Annotated in this window: 18 protein-coding genes; 8 read left to right on the forward strand and 10 right to left on the reverse strand. The window is 74.5% G+C overall.

Annotated features, from left to right (window positions below; translation table 11 throughout):
* Nucleotides 1-3 precede the first annotated feature (3 nt).
* Entirely contained in the window at nt 4-1101 is a 1098-nt protein-coding gene (hemE, locus tag ACN260_RS21080) for a uroporphyrinogen decarboxylase (protein ID WP_422752708.1), read from the reverse strand.
* 302 nt (nt 1102-1403) lie between these two features.
* On the opposite strand from hemE, the gene ACN260_RS21085 reads away from it, so the two are divergent.
* The 6 genes from ACN260_RS21085 (at nt 1404) to ACN260_RS21110 (ending at nt 9263) form a co-directional block, all read left to right on the forward strand.
* Nucleotides 1404-1976 carry a DUF3000 domain-containing protein gene (locus tag ACN260_RS21085; protein ID WP_363656393.1) on the forward strand — a complete coding sequence of 191 codons (573 nt, stop codon included), beginning with the start codon at nt 1404-1406 and terminating at the stop codon, nt 1974-1976.
* A gap of 205 nt (nt 1977-2181) precedes the next feature.
* Nucleotides 2182-3498: an HRDC domain-containing protein gene (locus ACN260_RS21090; protein ID WP_422752709.1), complete on the forward strand. Its 1317-nt coding sequence runs from the start codon at nt 2182-2184 to the stop codon at nt 3496-3498.
* Nucleotides 3499-3707: 209 nt separating this feature from the next.
* Nucleotides 3708-4904, forward strand: a complete 1197-nt coding sequence (locus ACN260_RS21095) for a thiolase family protein (RefSeq protein WP_422752710.1) — start codon at nt 3708-3710, stop codon at nt 4902-4904.
* On the forward strand, nt 4901-6967 hold the full coding sequence (locus ACN260_RS21100; RefSeq protein WP_422752711.1) for a 3-hydroxyacyl-CoA dehydrogenase NAD-binding domain-containing protein: 2067 nt from the start codon (nt 4901-4903) through the stop codon (nt 6965-6967). The genes ACN260_RS21095 and ACN260_RS21100 overlap by 4 nt, the downstream gene beginning before the upstream one ends.
* Before the next feature lie 168 nt (nt 6968-7135).
* Nucleotides 7136-8362 carry a hypothetical protein gene (locus ACN260_RS21105; RefSeq protein WP_422752712.1) on the forward strand — a complete coding sequence of 409 codons (1227 nt, stop codon included), beginning with the start codon at nt 7136-7138 and terminating at the stop codon, nt 8360-8362.
* Nucleotides 8363-8528: 166 nt separating this feature from the next.
* The gene (locus tag ACN260_RS21110; protein ID WP_422752713.1) at nt 8529-9263 is read left to right on the forward strand and encodes a hypothetical protein; all 735 of its coding nucleotides are present in this window, start codon (nt 8529-8531) and stop codon (nt 9261-9263) included.
* A 109-nt stretch (nt 9264-9372) separates the two neighbouring features.
* On the opposite strand, the gene ACN260_RS21115 is transcribed toward ACN260_RS21110, so the two are convergent.
* From ACN260_RS21115 to ACN260_RS21135, 5 genes are all read right to left on the reverse strand, one after another.
* The gene (locus tag ACN260_RS21115; RefSeq protein ID WP_422752714.1) at nt 9373-9759 is read right to left on the reverse strand and encodes a VOC family protein; all 387 of its coding nucleotides are present in this window, start codon (nt 9757-9759) and stop codon (nt 9373-9375) included.
* Nucleotides 9760-9923: 164 nt separating this feature from the next.
* The gene (locus ACN260_RS21120) at nt 9924-11075 is read right to left on the reverse strand and encodes a sensor histidine kinase (protein WP_422752715.1); all 1152 of its coding nucleotides are present in this window, start codon (nt 11073-11075) and stop codon (nt 9924-9926) included.
* Nucleotides 11072-11734 (reverse strand): response regulator transcription factor, encoded by a 663-nt coding sequence (locus tag ACN260_RS21125; RefSeq protein WP_422752716.1) that lies wholly within the window; start codon nt 11732-11734, stop codon nt 11072-11074. Before ACN260_RS21125 ends, ACN260_RS21120 begins: the two co-directional genes overlap by 4 nt.
* Before the next feature lie 79 nt (nt 11735-11813).
* Nucleotides 11814-13088 (reverse strand): PQQ-binding-like beta-propeller repeat protein, encoded by a 1275-nt coding sequence (locus ACN260_RS21130; RefSeq protein ID WP_422752717.1) that lies wholly within the window; start codon nt 13086-13088, stop codon nt 11814-11816.
* Nucleotides 13085-14374: a PQQ-binding-like beta-propeller repeat protein gene (locus ACN260_RS21135; protein ID WP_422752718.1), complete on the reverse strand. Its 1290-nt coding sequence runs from the start codon at nt 14372-14374 to the stop codon at nt 13085-13087. Before ACN260_RS21135 ends, ACN260_RS21130 begins: the two co-directional genes overlap by 4 nt.
* A 238-nt stretch (nt 14375-14612) precedes the next feature.
* Here ACN260_RS21135 and ACN260_RS21140 point away from each other — a divergent pair, with 238 nt between their 5' ends.
* Nucleotides 14613-16388, forward strand: a complete 1776-nt coding sequence (locus ACN260_RS21140) for a hypothetical protein (RefSeq protein ID WP_422752719.1) — start codon at nt 14613-14615, stop codon at nt 16386-16388.
* Nucleotides 16389-16442: 54 nt separating this feature from the next.
* Here the strand turns inward: ACN260_RS21140 and ACN260_RS21145 are convergent, their stop codons facing one another.
* On the reverse strand, nt 16443-18362 hold the full coding sequence (locus ACN260_RS21145) for a hypothetical protein (protein ID WP_422756780.1): 1920 nt from the start codon (nt 18360-18362) through the stop codon (nt 16443-16445).
* 287 nt (nt 18363-18649) lie between these two features.
* On the opposite strand from ACN260_RS21145, the gene ACN260_RS21150 reads away from it, so the two are divergent.
* Nucleotides 18650-19846 carry a hypothetical protein gene (locus tag ACN260_RS21150; RefSeq protein ID WP_422752720.1) on the forward strand — a complete coding sequence of 399 codons (1197 nt, stop codon included), beginning with the start codon at nt 18650-18652 and terminating at the stop codon, nt 19844-19846.
* A 267-nt stretch (nt 19847-20113) separates the two neighbouring features.
* On the opposite strand, the gene dxs is transcribed toward ACN260_RS21150, so the two are convergent.
* The 3 genes from dxs to ACN260_RS21165 form a co-directional block, all read right to left on the reverse strand.
* Entirely contained in the window at nt 20114-22069 is a 1956-nt protein-coding gene (gene dxs, locus ACN260_RS21155) for a 1-deoxy-D-xylulose-5-phosphate synthase (protein ID WP_422752721.1), read from the reverse strand.
* A gap of 123 nt (nt 22070-22192) precedes the next feature.
* On the reverse strand, nt 22193-23383 hold the full coding sequence (locus ACN260_RS21160) for an anhydro-N-acetylmuramic acid kinase (RefSeq protein ID WP_422752722.1): 1191 nt from the start codon (nt 23381-23383) through the stop codon (nt 22193-22195).
* 13 nt (nt 23384-23396) lie between these two features.
* Nucleotides 23397-24668 (reverse strand): class I SAM-dependent RNA methyltransferase, encoded by a 1272-nt coding sequence (locus ACN260_RS21165; RefSeq protein ID WP_422756781.1) that lies wholly within the window; start codon nt 24666-24668, stop codon nt 23397-23399.
* Between the last annotated feature and the right edge of the window lie 66 nt (nt 24669-24734).

The following is a 24734-nucleotide window of genomic DNA, read 5'->3' on the forward strand; positions in this document are numbered from 1 at the left end:
CGCTCAGCCCTGCTCGTCCCGGCACGCGGACACCTCGTGCACCAGCGCGACCACCCGGGTCAGCACCTCGGGGTCGGTCTCCGGCAGCACGCCGTGACCGAGGTTGAACACGTGTCCGGGGGCGGCCCGGCCCTGCTCGACGATCCGCCGCACCTCGGCCTCGATCACCGGCCAGGGGGCGAACAGCACGGTCGGGTCGAGGTTGCCCTGCACGGCCCGGTCCGGCCCGATCCGGCGGCTCGCCACGTCCAGCGGGGTACGCCAGTCGACGCCGACCACGTCGGCGCCGGCCTCGCCCATCGCGCCGAGCAGTTCGGCGGTGCCCACCCCGAAGTGGATCCGGGGCACCCCCGCGTCGTCCAGACCGGACAGCACGGCGGTGGAGTGCGGCAGGACGAAACGGCGGTAGTCGGCCTCCGACAGGGCCCCGGCCCAGGAGTCGAAGAGCTGCACGGCGGAGACCCCGGCGTCGACCTGCACCCGCAGGAACGCCAGGGTGACCTCGGCGAGCCGGGCGCAGAGCGCGTGCCACAGCTCGGGCTGGCCGTACATCATCGCCTTGGTCCTGGCGTGGGTGCGCGACGGTCCGCCCTCGACCAGGTAGCTGGCCAGGGTGAACGGCGCGCCCGCGAAGCCGATCAGCGGGGTGTCGCCCAGCTCGGCGACGAGCAGCCGGACCGCTTCGTCCACGTAGGACACGTCGGCGCGGTCGATGCGGCGGACCCGCTCGACGTCGGCGACGGTGCGCACCGGCTCGGCCACCACCGGCCCGGTGCCGGCGACGATGTCCAGGTCGATGCCGGCCGCGGCGACCGGGACGACGATGTCACTGAACAGGATCGCCGCGTCGACGCCGTGCCGGCGGACCGGCTGGAGGGTGATCTCGGCTACCAGCTCCGGCCGGCGGCAGGAGTCGAGCATCCCCACGTTGGCCCGGATCTCCCGGTACTCCGGCAGGGACCGGCCGGCCTGGCGCATGAACCAGACCGGGGTGTGCGGGACGGACTCCCGGCGGCAGGCCCGGACGAAGGGCGAGTGGGCCGGCCCGTTGCGGCGGGATTCTCCGTCTCGGGCTGCGGTGCCCGTGGTGTCGGTGGTCATCGCGGCAATCGTGCCACGCTCCCGCGCGGGCCCGACGGGCAGCGCCGCCATTTGTGACCCGCGCCCCCGGCGCGCGCCGGTCGGCGGCGGCCCGGGTGCACGGCCCGCGCCGGTCGGCGGTGGCCGGGTGCCCGCCCCGCCCGGCCGCCGTGGCCCGGGTGGGCCGGTCCGGCCGGCCGTGGGCCGCCCCGCCCGGCCGACGGTGCCACGCGGACCACCGGAACGTCCCGGTCGGCGGCGGGACGCGGCACTTCGGCGTGCCGTCCCGGCGGGCGACGGCGGGTCGGCATAGGCTGCCGGTCATGGCCCCCCCGATCGCGCTCCCGGAGACGTTCGCCCGCGCGGTCGCCGGCCTGCGGTCGGTCACCCCGCGGGCGGAGATCGTCCTGGAGGAGGTCGGCGCGCCCCAGCGGCTCGCCCCGTACGCGTTCGCCCTCTCCGCCACCGTGCTGCGCGACGACGACGAGGTGGCCGACGGACGGCTGATCCTGCTGCACGACCCGGCCGGGCACGACGCCTGGCAGGGCACCCTGCGGCTGGTCACCTACGTGACCGCCGACCTGGAGGTCGACCTGGCCGCCGATCCGCTGCTGCCGGGGGTGGGTTGGACCTGGCTCACCGATGCGTTGGAGGCGCACCAGGCGCGCTACCGGGCGGCCGGTGGCACGGTCACCCAGACCGTGTCGACCCGGTTCGGCGACCTGGCCGGCCCGCCCGCCGCCGGGGACGTCGAGATCCGGGCGTCCTGGACGCCGCTCGGCGAGGACCTGGGTGCGCACCTGTCGGCCTGGTGCGCGCTGCTCGCCTCCACCGCGGGGCTGCCGCCGCCCGGCGTCACCGCGCTCACCGACCGCCGGCCGGCCGGCGCGGCCTGACCACCGGCCGCCCCCTCCGGTAGTGACGCGACACGCCCGAGGCACAAGCAGATGTCCCCGACCTACCGGGGACGTCCCACCCGACGCGGAATGTCCCGCACCCGAGGTGGCCGTCCCCACCGCCCGGACCCCTGCCGGACACCGGGACGACACACACCGGACCGCCTGCGCACACCATGTCGGCCGGGCGCACTAGGGTTGTCAGGTGACCGACGAACCACCCCTGCGCCGTCGGGCCGCCGAAAGCCGTACGGCAGACGTTCCGCCCCCGGCCGTCGACCAGCCGGCGGACCCGGGCACCGAGCAGCCCTCCGGCGGGCCCGTACCGCTGACCGCGCCCCGCGACGGCACCCCCCAGCCGGTGGCCACCCCCGCCGAGCTGGACGAGGTCGTGGCCCGCTTCGCGGCGGGCACCGGCCCGGTGGCCCTGGACGCCGAGCGGGCCTCCGGGTACCGCTACAGCCAGCGGGCCTACCTGGTGCAGCTGCGCCGGGAGGGGGCCGGCACCACGCTGATCGACCCGCTGCCGCTGCCCGACCTGACCGCCCTCGACGAGGCGATCGGCGACGCCGAGTGGGTGTTGCACGCCGCCAGCCAGGATCTGGCCTGCCTGGCCGAGCTGGGGTTGCGTCCGCGCCGGTTGTTCGACACCGAGTTGGCCGCCCGGCTGGCCGGCTTCGAGCGGGTCGGCCTGGCCGCGCTGACCGAGCAGTTGCTCGGCTACACCCTGGAGAAGCACCACTCGGCGGCCGACTGGTCCAGCCGTCCGCTGCCCGAGTCGTGGCTGACCTACGCGGCGCTGGACGTGGAGATGCTCGTCGACCTGCGCGACGCGCTGGACGCGGAGCTGCGCGCGCAGGGCAAGTCCGCGTGGGCGGCGGAGGAGTTCGCCGCGCTGATCACCTGGGCCACCCGGCCGCCCCGGGTGCGGGCGGAGCCGTGGCGGCGGACCTCCGGCATCCACCGGGTCCGGGGGGCGCGGGCGCAGGCCCGGGTCCGGGCCCTGTGGTACGCCCGGGACCAGATCGCCGTACGCCGCGACGCCGCTCCGGGCCGGGTACTGCCCGACTCGGCGATCATCGCCGCCGCCGAGCTGGACCCGAAGGACGAGAAGACGCTGCTGACCCTGCCCGGGTTCGGCGGCCGGTCGGTGCGCCGGCTGGCCCGGTCCTGGCTGACGGCGCTCGACGAGGCCCGCCAGTTGGCCGATGACGCGTTGCCGGTCACCCCGACGGTGGAGGGGCCGCCCCCGCCGCACCGGTGGGCGGAACGCGACCCGGTGGCCGCCGGGCGGCTGGCCCGCTGCCGGGAGGTGGTGGTCCGGGTCGCCGGTGAGCACCGGCTCCCGCCGGAGAACCTGATCACCCCGGACTCGGTCCGCCGGCTGGCCTGGCAGCCGCCGGACGAAATCACCGTGGACACCGTCACCGAGGTGCTGCGCGACTACGGCGCACGCCGGTGGCAGCTCTCCCTCCTACTGCCCGCGCTCGCCGAGGCGCTGCTGCCCACGCCCCGGGCCTGAGCCGCCGCCCCGCACCGCCGACGGTCCGGGCTGCGCCACCACCGGCGCACCCGGGCCGGAGTGTGGGGTGGGCCACACCGGGGGTGGTGACGGCCATGGTTACTGGCGAGTAGCATTCCTCGGGAAACGCCAGTGCCGGCCGACCCTCACCCGGCCCGTGCCGCCCCCGCGGCGCGTCGGCCGGGTCGTGGTCGATAAGGAGGCTCCAAGTGCCCCGAGAAGTTCGGGACGTCGTCTTCGTCGACGGTGTCCGCACCCCGTTCGGCAAGGCGGGTGGCATGTACGCCAACACCCGCGCCGACGACCTGGTCATCCGCTGCATCCGCGAGCTGCTGCGCCGCAACCCGCAGCTGCCCCCGGAGCGGGTCGAGGAGGTGGCCGTCGCCGCCACCACCCAGATCGGCGACCAGGGCCTCACCATCGGCCGCACCGCCGCCCTGCTGTCCGGACTGCCCAAGACCGTCCCCGGCTTCGCCGTCGACCGGATGTGCGCCGGGGCGATGACCGCCGTCACCGCCGTCGCCGGTGGCATCGCGATGGGCGCGTACGACATCGCCATCGCCGGTGGCGTCGAGCACATGGGCCGGCACCCGATGGGCGAGGGCGTCGACCCCAACCCGCGGATCATCGCCGAGAAGCTGGTCGACCCGTCCGCCCTGGTGATGGGGGCCACCGCCGAGAACCTGCACGACCGGGTCCCGCACATCACCAAGGAGCGCACCGACGCGTTCGCGCTCGCCTCGCAGGTCAAGACCGCCAAGGCGTACGCCGACGGCAAGCTCCAGGCCGACCTGGTGCCGGTCGCGATCCGCGACGACGAGGGCGGCTGGGGTCTCGCCACCGCCGACGAGGCGCCCCGGGAGACCTCGCTTGCGAAGCTGGCCACCCTGAAGACCCCGTTCCGCCCGCACGGCAAGGTCACCGCCGGCAACGCGGCCGGCCTCAACGACGGTGCCACCGCCAGCCTGCTCGCCGACGAGGCCACCGCCCGTGAGCTGGGCCTGCCGGTCGCCATGCGGCTGGTGTCGTACGGCTACGTCGGCGTCGAACCCGAGGTGATGGGCGTCGGCCCGATCCCGTCGACCGAGAAGGCGCTGCGCATCGCCGGCCTGAGCATCGACGACATCGGCCTGTTCGAGCTGAACGAGGCGTTCGCGGTGCAGGTGCTCGCCTTCCTCGACCACTTCGGCATTGCCGACGACGACCCCCGGGTCAACCCGTGGGGCGGCGCGATCGCCATCGGCCACCCGCTCGCCTCCTCCGGCGTACGGCTGATGACGCAGCTCGCCCGGCAGTTCGCCGAGCACCCCGAGGTGCGCTACGGCCTCACCGCCATGTGCATCGGCATCGGCATGGGCGGCACGGTCATCTGGGAGAACCCGAACTGGGAGGGTGCAGACAAATGAGCCTCACCGCACCGAACGAGGTCGTCACCCGGGCGCTGCTGCGGCAGGTGAACGTGCCGGGGCTGGACCGGCCCGCCGCCCTGATCACCCTGGACAACGGCTTCGACCACACCAAGCCGAACACCTTCGGCCCGGGTGGCCTGGCCAGCCTCGACGAGGCGATCACCGCCGCGCTCGCCGCCGAGCCGGCGTTCGTCGCGGTCACCGGCAAGCCGTACGTCTTCTGCGTGGGCGCGGACATCACCAGCCTGCCCACGCTGGCCGACCGGGAGCAGGCGCTGGAGATCGGCCGGCTCGGCCACCGGGTCTTCGCCCGGCTCAAGGACAGCGCCGTGCCCACCTTCGCCTTCGTCAACGGCGCGGCGATGGGCGGCGGCCTGGAACTGGCCCTGCACTGCCACTACCGGACGCTGTCCGGTGGGGCGGCGGCGCTGGCCCTGCCCGAGGTGTCGCTCGGCCTGATCCCCGGCTGGGGCGGCACCCAACTGCTGCCGAACCTGATCGGCATCCCCGCCGCCACCCAGGTGATCCTGCAGAACCCGCTGATGCAGAACAAGATGCTCAAGCCGAAGCAGGCCGCCGAGATGGGCATCGCGGACGTGCTGCTGGAGCCGGCCGACTTCCTGGAGCGGTCGCTGCAGTGGGCGGCCGGAGTGGTACGGGGCGAGGTCACCGTCACCCGGCCCGAGGTCGACAAGGACATGTGGGCGGGCGTGCTCTACTTCGCCCGGCAGACCCTCGACGCGCGGCTGCACGGCGCGGTCCCGGCCGCGTACAAGGCGCTGGACCTGCTGGAGACGGCGAAGGACGCCGACTTCGCCACCGGCACCGCCGCCGAGGACGAGGCGCTGGCCGACCTGATCTTCTCGGAGGAGCTGCGCAGCGGCCTGTACGCCTTCGACCTGGTGCAGCGGCGGGCCAAGCGGCCGGCCGGCGCGCCGGACAAGGGCCTGGCCCGGCCGGTCACCAAGGTCGGCATCGTCGGCGCCGGCCTGATGGCCAGCCAGCTCGCCCTGCTGTTCGCCCGCCGCCTGCAGGTGCCGGTCGTGCTGACCGACCTGGACCAGTCCCGGGTCGACAAGGGCGTCGGCTACGTGCACACCCAGATCGAGAAGGCCGTCAGCAAGGGCCGGATGGACAAGGGCACCGCCGCCAAGCTGTACGGCCTGGTCTCGGGCTCGGTCGACAAGTCCGTCTTCGCCGACGCCGACTTCGTCATCGAGGCCGTCTTCGAAGACCTGGACGTCAAGAAGCAGGTCTGGGCCGAGCTGGAGAAGATCGTCGCGCCGGAGGCGGTGCTCGCCACCAACACCTCCTCGCTGTCGATCACCGCGATGGCCGCCGAGCTGGAGCATCCGCAGCGGCTGGTCGGCTTCCACTTCTTCAACCCGGTGGCGGTGCTGCCGCTGCTGGAGATCGTCCGGGGCGAGCGGACCGACGACGCCACCCTGGCCACCGCGTTCGCCGTGGGCAGGCAGTTGAAGAAGTCCTCGGTGCTGGTCTCCGACGCCCCGGCGTTCGTGGTCAACCGGCTGCTCACCCGCTTCCTGGGCACCGTGTTCGCCGCCGTCGACGCCGGCACCCCGCTGGACGTTGCCGACAGCGCACTGGACCCGCTGGGGCTGCCGATGCGTCCGCTCGCCCTGCTCCAACTCGTCGGGCCGGCGGTGGCCTACCACGTGGGCGGCACCCTGCACGCGGCGTACCCGGACCGGTTCGACGTCAGCGAGAACCTCCGTCGGATCGCCGACTCGGGTCAGCCGATCGTCGTCGAGGACCGGATCAACGACGAGGTGGCCAAGCTGCTCGTCGTCGGCGACCAGCCGCTCAGCGCCGAGCAGGTCCGGCAGAACGCCCTCGACGCGTTGGCGCAGGAGATCCGGCTGATGCTCGACGAGGGCGTCGTCGCCGAGGCGCAGGACATCGACCTGTGCATGATCCTCGGTGCCGGTTGGCCGTTCCACCTGGGCGGGATCACCCCGTACCTGGACCGGACCGGCACCTCCGAGCGGGTCACCGGGCAGCGTTTCCTGCCGCGTGGGGCCGCCAGCCTGCGCGCCTGAACCATCCCCGCTCCCCCGCCGATCGCGGTGGCCGACGATGTCCTCCCCCCGGGATATCGTGGCCACCGCGATCGTCGTTTGCGTACCCTCGTCAGACTCGGGGGGCTGCGCGGCCGGGCACCGTCTGGCTACCATCACGCGTTCTCACCCTCGCCTGGAGCTGATCTGATGACCTCACCGCCGGTCGATCCCTGGTCCGGGCAGCCGGAGCACGGCTCGCCCACCGGTCACTACTCCGACGGCCCTCCGGTGCCGCCCGAGGGCCCGCACACCCCGCCGCAGGGTGGCGGCTGGCCCACCACGCCGTACCCGGCGGGATCGCAGCCCGGCGGATGGCCGGCCGATCCGCAGTCGGGCCCGCCGGCCGACGCCTACCCCGGCCCGCAGTACGGCGGCTGGCCACAGTCCGACCCGGCGCAGGGCGGCTACCCCGGCGCCCCGCACTCCGGGCCGCCCGCCACCCCACCGTCGGGCTACCCGGGCGCCCCGCAGCCCGGCTACCCGGCGGCCCCGCAGCCCGGCTATCCGGGCGCGGCCCCGTCCGGCTATCCCGGCGCCCCGCAGCCCGGTTACCCCGGCCCGCAGCCGGGCTACCCGGGTGCCGCCGCGTCGGGCGGCTACCCCGACCCCGCCGCGCAGCAGTACGCCGGCTTCGGCGGCGCGCCGTTCAGCTCCCCGCCCGGCCCCCCGCACGCCCCCGCACCCCAGCGGTCGAAGCTGCCGCTGCTGCTGTCGCTGGGGCTCGCCGGGCTCCTGGTGCTCTGCCTCGGCGGCGGCGGCCTCACCTGGGTCGCCCTGAGCGACGACGACGACCCGAAGACGCCGACCCCGTCGCCGACGCCCACCGCGGTCACGTCGCCCACCCCGAGCCCCACCCCCGACGAGACCGACAGCCCGACCCCCGACCCGACCCCCTCCGAGAGCGCCGACGACCCGGGTCCGATCCGGCTGGTGACGCCGTCGACCCTCGGTGGCCGGTCCAAGAGCACCGACCCGGAGCTGCGCCGGATCGCCGACCAGATGGTCCGCGACATGAAGTCCGAGGTGCGCAACGAGACGGGCGCGGTGAGCGCGTTCTACGGCAGCGCAGCCGGCAGGAACATGGTGATGATGGCCGGTGCGTCCGGCCCGGTCATCCTCCCCGAGCAGGAGCTGGACGACGCGGTCAAGGGACTGGGCAGTTCGCTCGCGGTCACCAAGATGTCCACCATCGACCCGGGTCCGCTGGGCGGGGTCGCGAAGTGCGGTGACGGCAAGGCGTCCGGCATCGCGCTCGGCGTCTGCGTGTGGGCCGACCACGGCAGCGTCGGCATGATCGTCATGTACTTCTCCTCGGCGGCCAAGGCGAAGTCCGAGTTCGTCGCCATCCGGGGTGAGATCGAGAAGCGGGACTGATCCGCCAGGGGGCGGTCACGGGTCCACCGGACCTCGTGGCCGCCCCTGCGGCTGTCCGCGCCCCATGCGCGGCGGTGACCTCGGGCGGACCGGTCGGCGGCGAGGGATGTCGGTCGGGCTGGCTAAGATCACCCGGCCTCAACAAACGATCTCTGGAGCCGATCTGATGTCCCAGCCCCCGACCACCCCTCCCGCCCACCAGCCGGACGGCGACGCGCCGCAGGGCGGCTACCCGCCGCCGCCGGCACCGCAGGGCGGCTTCCCGCAGCAGCCGGACGGCGCCGGGGCCACCCCGTACGCCGCCCCGCCCGCGCCGGCGAAGAAGCGGTCCGTCGGCAAGATCGTGCTGATCGTGCTGGCCGTGCTGCTGGTGCTCTGCCTCGGCGGCGCGGCGATCGCCGCCTTCGCCCTCAAGGACGACGTCAAGGAGGCGGTGGACGCCGCCAACACGACCGTGTCCGCCCCCGCCACCCTGGCCGGCCGCCCGCAGGTCACCGAGCCGGGCCTGAAGGCGGTCGCCGACAGCCTGGTCACCGAGATGAAGAAGTCCGTGCAGAACGAGACGAGCACCGCGGGTGCCTTCTACGGTGACCCGGCCAAGCGGGACCTGCTGATGATCGCCGCCGCGTCCGGTGTGATGGTCGACCCCAAGAAGGAACTCGACGACGCCGTCACCGGCATCTCCAGCCAGCTCAACGTCACCAACATGGCGGCCGTCGACGCCGGCCCGCTCGGTGGCGACGCCAAGTGCGGCGACGGCAAGAGCGAGGGCGTTCCGCTGGGCGTCTGCATCTGGGCCGACCGGGGCAGCGTGGGCCTCATCGTCCAGTACTACAAGTCGGCCGCCGAGCTGAAGTCCGAGTTCGTCACCATGCGCGGGCAGATCGAGAAGAAGGGCTGACCCCACCCGGTCGCCCCGACGGGCCCCGTCCACCGTGGAGTGGGCGGGGCCCGTCGGCGTCCGGGCCGACCCACCGGCAGTTCCGCCGACGGGTCAGCCGGACCGACGGTCAGGCGGTGGTGGCGGCCCGCTCGGCGGCGCTGCGCAGCACGCAGAACTCGTTGCCCTCCGGGTCGGCCAGCACCACCCAACCGGTGCCGTCGGGCCGACGCTGGTCGTCGACCTGGACGGCACCGACGGCCAGCAGCCGGGCGACCTCCTCGTCCCGGGTCCGGTCGACCGGCTCCAGGTCGAGGTGCAGGCGGTTCTTCACCGACTTGCCCTCCGGCACGGCCAGGAAGAGCACCTCCGGCCCACCCGGCGGCAGCAGCATCGCCTCCGGGTCACCGGGCTGGTCGTCGGGCTGGCGGGGGCAGTCGAAGACCTGCGCCCAGAAACCGGCCAGGGCGTAGGTGTCGTGACAGTCGATACCGATGTTGTGGATCCGTGCGCTCACGGGTCTGCCTCTCGCAGCGGTGGAACGCGCCCCGTGACGTGTGGTGTCAGCGGTGGGCAGGGCGGGGCGCGGGACAGGTCATGATGGACATCTCCGCACCCCCTCTCCTCGGACCGGGCCGACGGGGCGATCATTGCAGGCGTCCGGCCGGCCGGCAAGCAGATTCAGCCCGGGGTCTGTTCGGCAGAGGGCAGCGTGACGGTCACCTCCAGGCCCCCGCCCTTCTGCGCGGTGACCTGGACCGTCCCGCCGTGCGCGTCACAGACCGCCCGGACGATCGACAGGCCCAGCCCGGAACCCCGGGCCCCGGTGCGTTCCCGCCCGCCCCGGCGGAACGGCTCGAACAGCCCCGGCACGTCGGCCTGGTCCACCTCGAACCCGGTGTTGCGCACCACCAGCCAGGACGACCGCCCGTCGGTGCCGGTACGTACCCAGAGCCGGCCGTGCAGGTGGTTGTAGCGCACCGCGTTCTCGATCAGGTTCCCGGCCAGCCGGTCCAGCAGGCCCGGGTCACCGGTCACCGGAGCCGGTCGCAGCGAGGACTGCACCCGCAACCCGATCCGCTCCACCTCGCGGGACATGGCGGACAACGCGTTGGCGGTGCCGGTCGCCAGATCACACTCCGTACGCCGGGCCAGCCGTCGACCCGTCTGGGCCTCGCTGCGGGCCAGCACCAGCAGCGCGTCCACCAGGCCGTTGGCGCGTTCCGAGGCGTCCCGGACCACGGTGGCCATCCGGCGGTACTCGGCGGCGTCCGCCTCGTCGTCGCTGAGCGTCACGTCGATCTCGGTACGCATCACCGCCAGCGGGGTCCGCAGCTCGTGCGAGGCGTTGGCGACGAACCGCTTCTGCGCCTCGAAGGCGGCGGTGATCCGGTCCAGCATCGCGTCGAAGGTCCGGGCCAGCTCGGCCACCTCGTCGTCCGGCCCGGACCAGCCGATCCGCTGGTCGAGCGTGGTCTCGCCGAGCCGGCGGGCGGTCGCGGTGACCTGGTGCAGCGGGCGTAGCGTCCGGCCGGCCACCCAGTACGCCCCGGCCACCCCGACCACGCTGATCGCCAGCAGCGCCAGCAGGCCCTTGACCAGCAGCTCGTCGGAGGCGGCGTCGACCAGTTGCCGCTGCCACACCGCCGCGTCCAACGAACGCCCGTCGGCCAGCAGCACGGTGGTGCCCGGCCGCAGCTCGTCGGTGGGCCGCAACGCGTCGCGCACCAGCAGCCAGGCCAGCGTCACCAGGATCGCCCCGGCCCCGACCAGCAACACCCCGTTGAGCAGCGTCAACCGTAACCGCAGGGTGGGCCGCAGCCGCCGGATCACGAGCCGACCGTCCGGTAGCCGGCACCGACCACCGTCTCGATCAACGGCGGGTCGCCGAGCTTCTTGCGCAGGGTCCGCACGGTCACCCGGACGATGGTGGTGAACGGGTCGGTGTTGGCGTCCCAGACCCGCTCCAGCAACTCCTCGCTGGAGACCACCGCGCCGCGCGCCTTGACCAGCTCGCTGAGCACCCCGAACTCCTTGTTCGTCAGGTCGACCGGGGCACCCGCCCGGGTGACCACCCGGCGGGCCGGGTCGAGCACCACGTCGCCCACCTGGAGCACCGGCGGGGCGGCCGGGGTGGCCCGCCGGCCCAGCGCCTGCACCCGGGCCACCAACTCGTCGAAGGCGAACGGCTTGGGCAGGTAGTCGTCCGCGCCGAGGCCCAGCCCCTGCACCCGGTCGGCGACGCTGTCGCTGGCGGTCAGCATCAGCACCCGGGTGAGGGTGCCGGAGGCGGCCAGCTCGGCGCAGATCTGGTCGCCGTGCATGCCGGGCAGGTCGCGGTCGAGGACCACCACGTCGTACCGGGTGACGAAGGCGGCCTCGTGGCCGGCGTCACCGTCGTACGCCACGTCGACCGCCATGCCCCGCTTACGCAGCCCCCGCACGATCGCGTCGGCGAGGTTCCGTTCGTCCTCGACCACCAGCACCCGCATCCCGACCTCCTCGCCGACCTGTCCGACAACCTAGCGCCGCCGGCCAAACACCCGGCCGCAGGTGGGCCGTCCGACACCGTCAGCCGGGCATCCGCCACACGCCGATACTGTCGCGTTGCCGCCAGCAGACCAGCACCCCCTGGGTCCGTGAACAGGCCTCCCACCGGCCGGGCAGCACGTCCCGGACCCGTGGTGTGCCGTCGGTCGGGTCCAGCTCGGCCAGCAACTGCCGGTCGCCGCCAGCCGGCCGGACGACCAGCAGCGCGTCGGTGGGCGGCCACTGGTGGACCAACTCCCACCTGCCCAGCTCGGCCACGGCCCGACCGGTAGCCGTGTCGAGCAGGGCCAGCCCCTGTCGCCCGTCGGCGCTGACCCCGACCATCCGGCCGGCGACCGACGCGACCGGGGCCCACCAGTCGGAGGTCCAGCGCACCCGGCCGGTCAGCGGATCGAGTACCCGGGTCCCGAACGACTCCCCCAGGCAGACGGCGTCGCCGCAGGACCGGACGGTCCAGGCGTCCGACGTCGGCACCGGCGTGTCCCACCGCCGCCGGCCGGACGCCAGGTCGTAGCCGGCCAGCCGGCCCGGTTCCCCGTCGACCATCAGCAGGTCACCGACCGGTTGGGCCACGTGGTGATGGTCGCCGCGGGCGGGCGGCACCGGGAACGCGAGCCGACGTACGCCGGTGTCGACGTCGTACGCCTCGGCCCGGCCGACGCTGGTCACCAGGACGAGTTCCGCGACACCGCGTTCCCCCGGCCGGTAGCCGACGGTGGCCGCCCCGGCGGTGACCGTCCAGCGGACCGCGCCGGTCGCCGGCTCGACCCCGTGCAGCGCCACCCGGTCGACGTGCAGGTCCTCCAGCAGCAGCCCGCCGTCGGCGGTCGGCACCGCCACCCCGGGCTGCCGCCACCGGGCCCGCCCGTCGACGTGGTCGAGCACCATGGAGACCGGTTCGCCACCGGGGTCGGTGGTGACCACCACGTCGTCGCCGGCCCCCTCCAGCACCACCAGTTGGTGCCGGGGCGACAGCGACGTCTCCCAGCGGACCCGCCCGTCGGCCAGGTCGATCGCGGTGAGCTGCCGGCTGCCGGCCGGTGAGAGCGCCGACGGGTAGGCGAGCACCAGCAGGCCCCCGACGATCAGGTGGCTGGGCTCCGGCACGTCCGGCACGGGCACCGGGGTCAACCGGGTCGGTCCGGGTGCCGCGCCGGCCAGGGTGAGCAGCAGAAGAAGCGCGGTCAGGGCGACGACCGCCGGGTGGCCGGCCGACCGCCGGCCCCGGGGCCGGCGTGCCGGTGGGGGCGTCGGCTCGTCGTGGTGACCGACCTCACCCAGGTCGATCACCGTCACCGGGGCACCCGCCAGACCCCGAACCTGCCGTCCATCAGCCGGCACAGCAGCAACCGCCCGTCGCTCTGACAGTCGCCGGAGACGGCCGGCAGCACGTCGCGCACCCGCGCCCGCGCGGCGGCCACGTCCAGCTCGGCGACGAGCATCCGGCCCTCGCCGGCCGGGCGTAACCCGATCACCGGCCCGTCGGGGCTGTTCGACGCGGCGACGTTCCAGACGTCGAGTTCGGCGGCGACCCGCCCGGAGGCGACGTCGAGCACCACCAGCGGGTGCCAGACGCCCCGGCCCAGGCCGCTCGCCAGCACCCGGCCGCCGCGTTCGACCCCGGAGAGCCGCCACCGGTCGTCGCGCCACACCGTCCGGCCGGTCGCCGGGTCCAGCGCCCGTACCCCGCCGGCCTCGCCCTGCGCGCAGAGCAACGGTCCGCACGCGACGAAGAACGACGGCGTCGGCAACGGCACCTCCCATCGGTGGTCCAGCCGGTCGAGGCCGTACCCGGTGAGCCGGCCGGAGTTCTGCGCAACGGCGAGCAGCAGGTCACCGACGACGTCGAACCCGGAACTCGACGACGTTCCCTCGTGGTCGATCCGCCCGGTGTGCAGGCGTACCCCGCGTCGGGCGTCCCAGACCTCGGCCGTGCCGCCGGCGTGCACCGTCACGATCCGGTCCACGCCGTCGGCCCGGTGACGGAACATGGTGAACAGCGCCGGCATCGCCGCCGACCAACGGTCCCGCCCCGTGCCCGGGTCGACCGAGTGGAAGGTCTGTGGGCCGTCCGCGCCGTCCGCGAAGAGCAGGTCAGGGCCGGCGGACAGGCCCGCCCCGGCGCGCTGCCACCGCACCCGGCCGGTGTCCCGGTCATGGGCGAACACCCGGTACTCCCCGTCCGGCCGCCCCACCGGGCCGGTGAGCAGCAGCACGTCGGCGTGCCGGCGCAGCTGCGTGAAGCCGTCGGTCACCGACACCGGTACCGGCACCTGCCAGCGCCGTACCGGCCGCGCCCCCGGGGAGGTGGGGATCGTCCACGCGCTCAACCGGCCGGGAGCGGCCGGGGCACCGCCCGGTTCGAGCAGGAAGACCTCCCCGTCGTGGAGCAGCACCAACGAGCCGAGCGGCGCCGGCACCACGAACGCCGCCCGTCTCGCCACCGGCGCGGCGGCGGTCAACGCCAACAGGGTGAGCGCCAGCACCACCGCCAGCCGCAGCGGCCGGCCCACGGCCCGGGGCGCGGGGCCGGGTGGTCGCGGCGCGGCTTCGCGGAGTTCACCCAGATCGATGACCGTCACGCGCACCCTCTTTCGACCGCCATGCCCCGCCGACCGCCCGCCGGTGGACGTGGTGCCCCGCGCACCGGGCCACCGGGGCGGCCAGCCGTCGCCTGTACGATGGCCCGTCGTGGCCGTGCCGGTGGTAGATCCCTCGTTGAACCCGACATCCGCGCCCGACGCGGTCGAGCCCGACGCTACCGGGCCCGACGCGACAGACCCGCCCCGGCGGCCACGCCGACGGCCGGGCCGGGCCGACATGCTCGCCATCGGAGCCTATGCGCTGATCGGCGTTCTCGTGTGCCTGAACTACTGGGTGGACGTGCAGCACCGGGTGTCGTCCCACCTGCCGACCGACCACAGCTGGTTCGAGTGGCTGTTCACCCATGGCGCGTACTCGGTGCGGCACCTGGAGAACCCGCTGTTCAGCGCCCGGCAGAACGCCCCGGACGGGGTGAACATGATGGCGAACACCTCGCTGCTGGGCATGACCATCCCGCTGGCCCCGGTCACGCTGCTGTTCGGCCCCCAGGTGACGTACGCGCTCTACCTGGGCGGGGCGCTCGCCGCGACGGCGGCCACCTCGTACTGGATGCTCTCCCGGCACCTGGTGCGCTCGCGGGCCGGCGCGTTCGTCGGCGGCGCGTTCCTCGGTTTCGCCCCGGGCATCGTGCACCACGCCAACGGGCAGCCCAACTTCGTCTCCAACTTCCTGCTCCCGGTGATCGTGACCCGGGTGCTGCTGCTGGGCCGGCCCGGCCGGTGGCGGCGCGACGGGCTGGTGCTGGGCCTGTTGGTCGCGTACCAGGTCTTCATCAACGAGGAGATGCTGCTGCTGACCGCGCTGGCCTGCCTGGTGGCGGTGGTCGCGTACGTGGTGCAGCGGCCCCGCTCCGCCCGCGCGCGGGCCGGCGGTTTCCTGGCTGCCCTCGGGGTCGGCGGCGGGCTGGCGCTGCTGCTCACCGCGTACCCGATCTGGTACCAGTTCAACGGGCCGCAGTCCTACCGGGGCCTGCAGGGCGGGGTGTTCCACAACTGGGGCGAGGACCTGATGGCCTTCGTCACCTTCGCCCGGGACACGGTCGCCGGGGACGAGGCGGTCGAGAAGACCATCGGCCTGACCGAGCAGAACACCTGGTTCGGCTGGCCGCTGGTGCTGGTCGCGCTGGCCGCGCTGGTGCTGCTCTGGCGGCGGTCGCTGGCCGCCCGGATCGCCGGGGTGCTGGTGGTGGTCTTCACCGTCGCGGCGATCGGCCCCAAGGTGCGGTTCAACGGGGTGGAGACCACCGTGGACGGCCCGTGGGCGTACATCCCGGACGACCTGCCGCTGGTCGAGATGATGATGCCGACCCGGCTGACCCTGGTGGTGACCGGCGCGGTAGGCGTCCTGCTCGCGCTGGCCTGGGACGCGGTCGGCGGCCACGGCCGCCCCCGGGTGCCCGCGCCGCGTACCGCCGCCGCCGACACCGCCGTCGCCGACACCGCCGGGAAGGCCACGCCGGCCCGTCGCCGGTGGGTCCGGCCGGTCGGGTACGCGGCGATCGCGCTGGCGGTGCTGCCGCTGTTCCCCCGTCCGCTGCCCGCGCAGCACATCGACCTGCCGCCGCACTTCATCACCGCCGGCGGCTGGCGGCCGTACGTGCCGGACGGGCGCACCCTGGTCCCGGTCCCGATCCCGAGCAACGTGCACGGCCTGTCCACGCTGCGCTGGAGCGCGCTGACCGGGCACGAGTTCCCGGTGCCGGGGGGCTACTTCATCGGCCCCAACGAGCTGGGCGAGGGCGTCTTCGGCGCGCCGAACCGGCCCACCAGCACCCTGATCTACGCCACCATCGACGCCGGCACGGTGCCCGCACTGACCGGGGAGAACCGCCGGCAGGCGCTGGAGGACCTGCGGTTCTGGCGGGCGTCGGTGGTGGTGCTGGGGGCCCATCCGCGCGAGGCGGTGCTGCGGGACCTGATGACCGGCCTGCTCGGACCGGCGCAGCGGGTCGACGACGTCTGGCTCTGGGACGTCCGCACCCTGGTCGACTGACCCGCCCGGCGTGCGGCGCGACCGGCCGGGCCGTCGGTCCGGCCGGTCGAACGGTCAGGTGGTACGGGCGGACAGCGGCCGGACGTCCCACACCCACACGTCGAGTTCCCGGCGGGCGGGGCCGACCAACTGCTCGACGGTCCGGCGCAGCGGCTCCGCGTTCTGCTGGCGCAGCGGCAGCACCAGCACGGCGGCGTTCCAGTGCCGCAGCTCGTCCAGGCTGCGGCGGCGCTGCCGGTCGTCCAGTTTGGTGGTCCGCCCGGTGGTGGCGACCTCGTCGAGGAGCTGCCCGATGCCGCTGGGCCGCCCGCCGAACCGGCCCGGGTCACCGGTGTTGCCGTTGCGTGGGGCGAGGAAGTAGCCACCCGGGATCTTGAAGTCCAGGTTGGTGGCCGCCGCCCAGCGCATCCCGTGGGTGTTGCCCATGCTGGGCACCGGCACCGGCACCAGGGTCTGTCCGGGGCCGACGTACTCGCGCCAGCGGTCGGCGGTGATGAAGTCCGGCACCGGCGGGCGGGAGGTCACCTTCAGCGGCATCGGCACGATCGGCAGCAGCGCCAGCACCAGGGCGGCCACCGTGACGGTCTTGGCGTGCTGCCACTGCGCGCCGCGCAGCGTCCAGGCCCGCTGCACCGCCAGCGCCAGCAGCATGCCGATCACCACGGAGGTGATCAGGGCGAACCGGGTGGGCACCACCGCGTCCAGCAGGGGCAGCCGCACCAGCAGCTCCCACGGCCCGGTGACCAGGTCCCGCCCCCACCAGGAGATCCGCTCACCGAGGGAGAGCAGCGCGAAGAACGCTCCGGTGACGGCGAGCGCCCGGACGAGGCGTTCGCGGCGCAGCCAGAGCACGATGCCGACGGCGATCAGCGACAGGCTCCAGCCGAAGAAGGCGTTCTCCTCGGAGTAGTTCGGGGCCAGGTTGACGTTGGCCCGTTCGTTGCCGCCGAAGGTGGGCGAGCCGGGGGCGAAGAAGGCGGCGATGTCGTTGCCGTAGTCCTGCACCGCGTCGCTGAGCCCGTGGTACGCCATCGGCCCGGCGAACTGGATGTAGAGCGGGTACGCCAGCAGCGCCCCGGCCAGCACCGCGCAGGCGGCCAGTCCCTTGCCCAGGGGCCGCCACGCCGCCGACCAGAGCGCCGGGCGTTGGGCCACCATGGCGATCAGGAAGACGCCGCAGGCCAGGGCGGTGAAGAGCAGGATCTCCTCGTTGATGAACGCCTGCCCGGTGACCAGCACGGCGAGCAGCAGCCCGTCACGTACCGGCCGGGTGGAGCGGGTCAGCACCATCACCCGCCACACGATGAACGGCAGCAGGAACTGGCTGATGATGTTGGGGTGCCAGTTGGCGTGCGACAGCATCGCCGGGGAGAACCCGCAGAACCAGCCGCCGACCGCCGCGGCGAACCGCCGCCGCACCAGGTGCCGGGACAGCACGTGGTACCAGGCGGCGGCGGTGCCGGCGAGGCCGAGGGTGACCAGCACCACGAAGGACACCGCCGGCCCGAACAGCAGGGTGACCGGCACCATCGGGATGCCCAGCGCCAGCACCGCCGTGTTGGCCATCAGGTTGACGCCGTCGGGGAAGTTGAACTGGTCGGTGTAGAACGGGAACTCCCCGTGCAGCACCACCCGCACCGAGTGGGCGAGGAAGAACTGCACCTGCGCCGGGTCGCTGCTGTAGAGCGAGGCCACCCGGCCGGCCGGGTCGGCCCAGATCCGGCTGGTCACCCAGAGCGCGACGAGCAGGAAGATGCCGTACACCACCAGGTCCTTACGGCGGGCGGTCCAGTGCCAGCGCCGCCACCACGCGGCCGGCGTCGCGCCGTCACCGTCCGTGTCCGCAGCCACCCGCTCCGGTACGACCACCGCTGCCGGAGCGCCCGGCTTCCCGGCCGTCCCGACGGGCGGGTCCGTCACCGGTGGCGCGTCGACAGGCGTCGCCTCGACCGTCCGGTCGGCGGGTGCCGGCACGTCGGCGAGGCGCAGGTCGGCAGGGGTGGGACGGGTCACGGGTGGGGGCGCGGTCGCGGTGGCCGTCGTGCCGCGGGCGGAGCCCCCGGAGTCGTCGGGGGCCGGTGCGGAGGCGCCACGGGGCTCGGCAGACGTCACAGTCGGCGGAGTCTACCGGAGCCGGGAAAAAGCCCGAAATTCACTGTGGTGTCCCTTGTGGCCATCGGGACACGGCTGCGGGGCGTCACCGGGCGTTGCGTACCATGTGGGCTTCCGACAACGACGGCGACGCGATCGGGGGCGTAGGGATGGCTTCGGTTCGCCGTCGCGGCACGACGGTCGCCGCGCTGCTCACCCTGCTGCTGGTGGCTCCGGCGTGCGGCCCGGTCGCCGGGCGTCAGGTCCACGAGCTGCGGGTCGGCTACGACAGCCTGGACGGCACCCGCGCGGTGTGGCCGCCGCGCGGAACGCTCGCCGGGGACGCCGCGGCGACGGCGGCGGTGACCGAGGCCGTGCGCGCCTGGCGTTCACCGATCGACGACCGGGTCCACCTGCCGTCGTCGGGGATCCTCTGGTCGGGTGCGGTCGACGGCGTGCCGCTGGCCCTGGTCGCCGCCGACGTGCCCGGGGAGAGCGCCTCCTGGCTGCTCCAGCTCACCGGGCGCGACGGCCGGTACGAGGTGACCCGCGCCAGCGAGTACACCGACCCGGGCTACCTGGTCTACGCCGACGTCCTCCCGCTGCGCCTGCCGGACGGCCGGCGCTACCTGACCTCCGGCCGGGTGGAGCGGCTGCTCGGCCCGGACGGCCGGGCGCTGATGCTGACCGACGGGCTGACCGGCCCGGTGAAGGTGCCCGACTGCCGGGCGGTGCCGGTGACGGCCACCCTGCGGGCCACCGAGTCGCTGCCCCGGGGGCGGGCCGCCGACCGCCTGCTCGACCTGGGCGTCGCCACCGTCGACCCGAGGTATCCCCTGGTCCGCGACGACACCGGCTCCGGCCGGCGGGCCCTCGACGGGTTGGACACCTGCGTGCTGGCCGACGAGCAGGGGCCGTTCGGCAGCATCCCGCGCCGCATCGGCGACCGCGACGCACCCCGGTCGGTGCCCGAGTCGTGGCCGATGGAGAAGGTGGCCGTGCGGGCGATCGGCGAGATGACGCTGGGCGGCGGGAACGACCCCGGCGACCTGGAGCAGCTCACCTGGGAGACCGACGCGGGGACGATGACCGCGGTGGTCTACCGTCCGGCCGGCGACGGCACCCCGGTGGTCTCCCCCGCCGACCGGTCCAACCCGCTGCAGACGTACGTGCTGCCGGTGCCCGGGCAGCCGCTGGTGGTGCTGACCTGGCGGGGCAACCGGGACGCCTCCCTGTCGGTGCCCCCCGGCACCCCCCGCCTGGTGGAACGTCCCGGCCTGGTGGTCGTCCCGATGCCCGCCTCCCGGCAGACCTTCAGCCTGGCCACCGCCGAGAAGACCTACTACCGCTCCGCCGGCGGCCGCTGACCCCCTCTCCACCCCTCCCGGCCTCGCCCCCGGCCCGCCCCGGCCCGGCTCGCCCCGGCCCGGCTCGCCCCGGTGATCAAGAGGTTTGCGTCAAAGTTGATCACTGAATTGACGCAAACCTCTTGATCACGGGAGAGATTGACGCAAACCTCTTGATCATCGGGGTCAGCGACGGAGGCGACGGGCGGCAGCAGGCGGCGGGGCGGGAGACGGGCGCAGGGGCGGTCACGGCAGTGCCGTGACCGCCCCTGCGGGGTCGCCGGTGGGTCAGTTGGGGGTGGTGTCGGGGGCCGGGAGGCGGACCGTCTCCACCGAAGGCGCGTCGCCGTCCAGGCCGGAGATCCAGCCGGTGACGTCGCGGGCCACGTCCTGCGCGGTCAGCCGCAGGTCGGCCAGGATCTGCGCCCGGGTGCCGTGCGGGTGCCAGTCGGCCGGTACGCCCAGGTCGCGCAGCGGAACCCGGACGTCGGCGTCCCGCATCGCCTGGCCCAGCGCGTCACCGACACCGCCGATCCGTACGCCGTCCTCGACGGTGACGACCAGGCGGTGCCCGGCGGCCAGCTCGACCAGTTCGGCCGGCACCGGACGCACCCAACGCGGGTCGACCACGGTCACGCCGTAGCCCTGCTCGGCCAGCCGGGTCGCCACTTCCATCCCGAGCAGGCCGAAGGCACCCACCGCCACCAGCAGCACGTCGGTACGCGCCGACTCGGCCAGCACGTCGACCGGGCCCACCCGGCGGATCGCCGGCAGGTCGGCGGCGACGGTACCGGTGGGGAACCTGACGATGGTGGGACCGTCATCGACCGCGATCGCCTCGCGCAGCTCCTCCCGGAGGCTGGCGGAGTCGCGGGGAGCGGCGATCCGCAGCCCCGGCACCACCCCGAAGACCGACATGTCCCAGATGCCGTAGTGGCTCGGCCCGTCCGGCCCGGTGATGCCGGCCCGGTCCAGCACGAAGGTCACCGGCAACCGGTGCATCGCCACGTCCAGCAGGACCTGGTCGAAGGCGCGGTTGAGGAAGGTCGCGTAGACGGCCACCACCGGGTGCAGGCCGCCCATCGCCAGGCCGGCCGCGGACGTGGCCGCGTGCTGCTCGGCGATGCCCACGTCGTACACCCGGTGGGGGTGCTTGCGGGCCAGGGTGGCGATGCCGGTGGGCTCGGCCATCGCGGCGGTGATCCCCACCACGTCGGGCCGCTCGTCGGCGATGGCGACCAGCTCGTCGGCGAAGACCTGGGTCCACTTCACCGACGGGGCGGCGAGCAGCTTGCCGGTCTCGACGTCGAACGCGCCCGGACCGTGCAGGCAGTCCGCCTCGTCCTCCTCGGCTGGGCGGTAGCCGTAGCCCTTGCGGGTCACCGCGTGCACGATCACCGGGCCGCCGAAGTTCTTGGCCGCGCGCAACGCCGACTCGACGGCGGCGACGTCGTGCCCGTCGACCGGACCGACGTACTTGATGCCGAGGTCCTCGAACATGGCCTGCGGGGCGACCGCGTCCTTGATGCCCTTCTTGACCGCGTGCAGCACCTCGTACATCGGCTTGCCGACGAGCGGGGTGCTGCCCAGGGCGTCCTTGACCGTGTCGAGGACCTTCTCGTAGCCGGGGTTGAGCCGCAGCGACGACAGGTGGTCGGCCAGACCGCCGATGGTGGGCGAGTAGGAGCGGCCGTTGTCGTTGACCACGATCACCAGCCGGTTGCCGGCGGTGGCGATGTTGTTCAGCGCCTCCCAGCACATGCCGCCGGTGAGCGCCCCGTCGCCGACCACGGCGACCACGCTGCGCTGCTCGCCGCGCAGGGCGTACGCCTTGGCCAGCCCGTCGGCGTAGGACAGGGCGGTGGAGGCGTGCGAGTTCTCGATCAGGTCGTGCTCGCTCTCGCCCTGGCTGGGGTAGCCGGAGAGGCCACCGCGCTGGCGGAGCTTGTCGAATCCGTCCTGCCGGCCGGTGATGATCTTGTGTACGTACGACTGGTGGCCGGTGTCGAACAGGAGCCGGTCACGCGGGGAGTCGAAGACCCGGTGCATGGCCAGGGTCAGCTCCACCACGCCCAGGTTGGGGCCGACGTGTCCACCGGTGCGGGACACCTTGGCGATCAGGAAGTCGCGGATCTCGGCGGCGAGGATGTCCAGCTGTTCGCCGGTCATCCGCTTCACGTCCTGCGGACCACGGACGGTGCCCAGTAGCCGACCGTGGTTGGCCGTGTCCTCGTCAACACTCATGACGAGAGAGTCTATCGGCCGCCGCACACTCCGCAGCCCGGCCGTGGATCACCGCAGGTGAGGACCCTGACAGGCGGCGCGACAGCCACCCGCGCCGGTGCGCCGGCCGGAGGCGGCCCCGGGTCAGCGGAGCACGACCATCCGGCGGGGCGGTCGCGGCGCGGCCACCCCGTACGGCGGCCCGGACGGCGTCCAGGAGCCCAGCACGGCGGCCCGCCGCGCGCCGGTCACCGACGGCAGCGCGCCCGGCAGCCCGTGCCAGGACAGCCACCCGAGCAGGGCGAACGCGTACGCCTCCCGGGCCTGGGCGGGCACCCCCAGCTCGTTGGTGGTGCACAGCGTCCACCGGCCGTCGCCGAGGGCGGACAGCCGACCCCACAGGGTCGGGTTACGGACCCCACCCCCGGCGGCCACCAGTTCGGTCACCCGGTGCCGCCGGCAGGCGTCGGCTACCGTCCGGGCGGTCAGCTCGGTCAGCGTGGCGAACACGTCGTCGCGGGCGACCGGTTCCCCGAGCGCCGCCAGCCGGTCGTCGAGGTAGCCGGCGTGGAACAGTTCCTTCCCGGTGGACTTGGGCGGTGCCGCCGCGTAGTAGGGCTCGGCGAGCAGCAGCGCCAGCAGCCCGGGGTGCACCCGGCCGGCCGCCGCCCGCGCGCCGTCGACGTCGCAGGGCCGGTCGAGGAACCGGCGGGCCGCCGCGTCGAGCAGGGCGTTGGCCGGGCCCACGTCGTAGCCGAGCACCGGGGCGTCCGGCGCGACCACGGTGAGGTTGGCGATGCCGCCCAGGTTGAGCGCCGCCCGCACCCCGCCGCCGGGCCGCCCGCCCGGGTCGTCGTCGGTGGCCGGGGCGAGCAGCAGGGCGTCGAAGGCGGGGACCAGCGGCGCGCCCTGCCCACCGGCGGCGACGTCGGCCGACCGCAGGTCCGACAGCACGGGTACGCCCACCCGGGCGGCGACCCGGGCCGGCGCGCCGAGTTGCAGGGTGCCCCGCACGGTGCCGCCGTCGACCCAGTGGAAGACGGTCTGCCCGGGGGAGACGACCAGGTCGGCCGCCCCGCCGGCCAGCTCGACGCCGAGCGCGGCGGCGTCGGCGAACACCGCGCCGAGGGCGTTGTCGAGCCGGCAGACCGCCTCGACCGTGGTCGGCCGTGGCGGCAGCACCGCGGCGATCCGCTCCCGCAGCTCCGCCCCGTAGCCGCACTCGCGGTGCCCGAGCGGACGCATCCGCAGGGTGTCCCCGGCGGTGCTGAACTCGGCGGCGACCACGTCCACCCCGTCGTACGAGGTGCCCGACATCAGCCCGACGATCTTCATCGGGCCAGGCTAGTCAGCGGACCGGGGGCAGGAACAGGCCGACGAGTTCGACGTGCTGGGTCATCGGGAACAGGTCGAGGCCGCGCAGGGCGGCGAGCCGCCAGCCGGCCCGTCCGAAGGTGCGGACGTCCCGGGCGAAGGCGGCCGGGTCGCAGGCCACGTAGGCGATCGCCCGGGGGGTGGCGGCGATCACGTCCCGCACCACCGTCGCGCCCGCACCGGTGCGCGGCGGGTCGAGCACCACGAGGTCGACCGGGCCGGTGATCCGGCGGCGGGCCAGCGCGGTCTCCACCCGGGCGGCGACCACCTCGACCCGGGACAGGTCAGCGAGGTTACGTCGGGCGGCGGCGACCCCCTCGGCGGCGGACTCGACCACGGTGACCCGGGCCTGCGGGCCGACCCGGGCGGCGAGCGCGGCGGCGAACAGGCCGGCCCCGCCGTACAGGTCCCAGACGGATTCGCCGGGCCGCGGGTCGAGCAGGTCGAGGACCGTGTCGACCAGGGTGTCGGCGGCGGCCGGGTGCACCTGCCAGAACCCGCCGGCCGGAACCGTCCAGTCCCGGCCGGCGGCGACCTCGCGTACCGTCGCCGGGGCGTCGCCGGCCGCCGGCCCGCCCGGGGCCCCGGGAAGGTCGGTCGTCGCCGGGCCGTCGGGGAGGTCGACCGGGGTGGGCGTCCCGTCGGCGATGGCGGTGACCACGACGTCGCCGCCGGTGGAGGCGACCGCCGTCACCGCGTCAGCCGCCGGCCAGTTCCGCCCGAGTACCGGCAGCGCCTGGATCGCCGGGTGGGCGATCAGGCAGCGGTCGATCGGCACCACCTCGTGCGAGCGGTGCTTGAGCAGCCCGGCCCGGCCGGTGGCGTCGACCGCGTAGCGGACCCGGGACCGCCAGCCCAGCGGGCCGCCGGGCAGCGGCGCGACGGTGACCCGCAGCGCGTCGATCTCGGCGTCGGTCAGCCCGCCGAGCCGGCTGAGCTGCTCGCGCACCACGGCGGTCTTCCAGTCGAGCTGGGCGGCCGGGGCCACGTGTTGCAGGTCGCAGCCGCCGCAACCGCCCGGCCGGGCGTACGGGCAGGGCGGGGCGACCCGGTCCGGCGACGCCTCGACGATCTCGACGGCGTCGGCGCGGGCGAAACCCCGGTGCAGCTCGGTCACCTCGGCGACCACCCGTTCACCGGGCAGCGCGTGCCGGACGAAGACCACCTGGCCGTCGACCCGGGCCACGCAGTGCCCGCCGGGGGCGACCGCGTCGACGGTCAACTCGACCCGCTCGGCCTCCTCCAACCCGGACCGCTGCTCCGACCCGGACCGCTGGTCCCCGCCGGCCGGCGCGGCACGGTCGGCGGTCGC

Source organism: Micromonospora sp. WMMD708, from assembly GCF_049315245.1.
Taxonomy (GTDB): domain Bacteria; phylum Actinomycetota; class Actinomycetes; order Mycobacteriales; family Micromonosporaceae; genus Micromonospora; species Micromonospora wenchangensis.